We start from the raw sequence: 3360 nt of genomic DNA on the forward strand, positions 1-3360 counted from the left end.
CCCGCGCCGCTGGCCCCGCAAACCGCCGTGATCTCTCCGGGATTGGCCAGCAGTGAGACGTCCTTAAGCGTGTATTCATCCGAATTCTGGTATTTAAAACTGACTTTGTCGAATTTGATCTTGCCTTCGATCTGGAACAGGACGAAGGTGCGCGATTCTTTGTACGCTTCAGGTTTTTCTTCCAAGATATCGTTAACCCGTTTAATAGAAACAAAGCTCCTGTTCAGGGCTTTATAAAGCGACCCGAAATCCATGATCGGCTGGTGGATCTGGCCGAGATAGACCAGGATGGCCATGATCTCACCGATAGTGATCTGTCCGGTGATGACGCGGTAACCGGCGTACCAGGCCAGAAAACTGGTCCAGACGGTGATCAGAATGGAATCAAAAAAGGAGTTGATCAGGCCCAGGAAGAGATTTTCCCTGACGAGGGCGAACATGCCTTTGAGTTTATCGATCAGCCGGTCGGTCTCATAGATCTCCTGGTTAAAAGACTTGATCGTCTTGACGTTGCTCATTTTTTCCTGATAGAACGTGTAGATTTCCGACTCTTTTTTCTGGGATTTTGTCTGAACGTCCTCGAATCTCTGGGCGAAGAATTTTGTCTGGATGAAATAGATCGGGATACCGACCAGGGCGAGCAGGGTCAAATTCCAATCGATCAGCAAACAGATGACCAGGAGAGAGGCGAGTTGCAGCAGGGTCTTGATCACCACGGGGATCAATTCGGCCACCGAATCGACGATGACGTCGATATCGTCGGTGACCCTGACCATCAGGTCGCCGACCTGTTTCTCGTAATGGAAGCCGAGCGGCAAGCGGAGCAGGCGGGTGAAAAATTTCTTTCTAAGATCGATGGAGAGCGTCTGGTGGATAAAAGTATCCATATAACTGGAAATGTCGGAAAAGAAAGTGTCAAAAATAAAGATCAATATTCGGAACAGGACCAGGAAGCTGAGCAGGAACAGGTCTTTGTTGGGATAAGCGTAATCGATCAAAACCTTGGTGATCAGAGGATTGGCCATGCCAAAGATGACCAAGATGCCGACCGAAAGCAAAGAAACGAGACTTTTATCCCAATAAGGTAAAAGCAATTTGGTATAAACGAAAAGTAGCCTTAGTCTATCGCGCATGTAAGACAAAGTATAACGCTTTTCGTGTGGTTGGGCAATAAAAACGGGCAGGCTCCATTCAAAAACTAATCGGGAAATGCTACAATTCTTTATATGATAAGGGATTCAGCCCAAAGAAGCGGCGCGCGGGCGTGAAAATATTGTTGCTTGTTCCGCCTCGATGCGAACCTGCCCAGCCGGTCCTCGGCGTGCCGTCATTAACCGCTTTTTTAAAACAAAATGGACATGAGGTCGTTCAAAGAGACCTAAGTATTGAAGCTTACAATTATTTTCTAGATGAAGGTAGGCTTAAAAACTCTATTAATCAAATAAAAGACAGGCTGAAGGCATTTGAAAAGTCAGGTCAGCCCCTAAAAACAATTAAGAAAATTGACGAATATTATAATTTATCCCGGGCGGATATGGTTTACCCGTATATTGTTGCCAATTTAGGCGAAGCCAAACGCATCGTACATGACCAGGAAGAATTTTATGATATAGGGAAATATCAGTGGGCGTTTAAGGTCCTGGATGCGGCTTTATTCATTGTCTCAATGGAATACTATCCAATAACCTTTTCCACTTCAAAATATGAAAATATTATATCTAATGCCTGGGAATCGACAAAAAAGCTGAAAAAATGCATTGAAAACGATCAGGGCAATATATTCAAAGAATATTATCAAGGGATCTTAACAGATATATTAAATGAAGATTTCAAGCTGATAGGGATATCAGTCTCATATATGGAACAAATAGTCCCGGCTTTAACACTGGCAAAAATTATAAAAGGCAAAAACAAAAATATCCACGTTACCATTGGTGGGAGTTTTATTTCGGCCCTGGCCGATAAAATTGCACAGAATAAATCAATTAATGAATATGGCGATAGTTTTGTGGTCTACGATGGAGAGATCCCGTTGTTGAGATTGGCCGAGGCGCTGGAACAAAATAAAAGCCTGGAAAATGTGCCGAATTTGATCTATAAAGCGAACGGTCAAATTCGTGTGAACAAACTGGATTCGACGCTCAAGGCCCGGGATCTGCCGACGCCGGATTTTGAAGGTTTGCCGTTAGAAAGCTACTTTTCTCCTCATGTCATGCTGCCGATCTTAACCACCAGGAGTTGCTATTGGAGAAAATGCGCATTTTGCACCCATTATCGCGGTTATCTGGCTCCGTTCAGCGTCAGGAACGTTGAAATGGTTATCGACGACCTAAAAGTGTTGATCGCTAAATATAATGCGCGATATTTCATATTCGTGGATGAAGCGGTCCACCCCAGGATATTGGAACAATTATCGAATGCTATTTTACGTGAGGATATTAAGATTTTCTGGAGTTGCATGGCAAGGTTTGATGAGGCATTGAGCCCCGAGCTGCTGGCTAAAATGTCTAAGGCCGGTTGCCGGTTTATCTGGTTTGGCCTGGAATCAGGCAGCCAGAGAATATTGAATTTAATGGAAAAAGGCACGCGGATAAAAACGATAGAAAAGATATTGCGGGGATGCAAGAAGGCCGGCATCGATACGTTTTTAATGGCTTTTCTTGGCTTCCCCAGCGAGACAATAAAGGAAGCGAAAGGTACGCTGGCTTTTATTGAAAAAAACAAAAGGAACATCGGCTGGGTCGTTGTGGAACAAAATTTTATCCTGGAAGAAGGTTCCAAGGTCTTCGTCAGCCCCGAAAAATATAAAATAGGTAGAATTAAGCCTAATAGTAAGAACGAAGATCTGAAGGTGTCTCATGATTATGAAGTGACTGCCGGCATGTCGCAGGCTCGAGTAGAGAAATTTCAGAGGGAGGCGCCAAAAGAACTTTCTTTGCCTTTAAGAACAAGAGGACATTATTTTCTTTATAAAACAAAATGGGGCCAGATGGACAAAGTCAGAAAACGCGGTTCAAATGAAAGGAAGCTATCAAGACGCGGGCAGGGCACGCCTGGAAAAGAAAACACATATTTATTAACAGCCGGGACTATTTATGGCGAGTTCCAATATGACCTGCGTGAGGCAGAACAGATACTAAGTAAATATTTTAATAATGATAAGCCTAAAATAATAAAGGCAGATAAAATGAGAACGGGATTCTTATATAATATCTTAACCAGAGAAAGCCATTTTCTCTACAATTACGGGATCGACATCTTTGTCTTGGCCTGCCAAAAGCTCGCGATCAATGAAATAATCGATCTGATCAGTAAAAAATTTGATCTACCAATTAATTACGCGAAAGGCGAGGTGACCCG

At 43.4% G+C, this 3360-nt stretch carries 2 protein-coding genes; one reads left to right on the forward strand and one right to left on the reverse strand.

The genetic code is table 11. From position 1 onward, the window contains the following. The coding region (locus WC903_09160; GenBank protein ID MFA5894113.1) for an ABC transporter ATP-binding protein at nucleotides 1–1133 on the reverse strand (1133 nt) is incomplete at its 3' end. A 131-nt stretch (nucleotides 1134–1264) separates the two neighbouring features. On the opposite strand from WC903_09160, the gene WC903_09165 reads away from it, so the two are divergent. Further along, a partial coding sequence (locus WC903_09165) for a radical SAM protein (protein MFA5894114.1) occupies nucleotides 1265–3360 on the forward strand: 2096 nt, incomplete at its 3' end.

It is taken from the genome of Candidatus Margulisiibacteriota bacterium (assembly GCA_041658645.1).
Classification (GTDB): Bacteria; Margulisbacteria; WOR-1; order O2-12-FULL-45-9; family XYB2-FULL-48-7; genus JBAZZV01.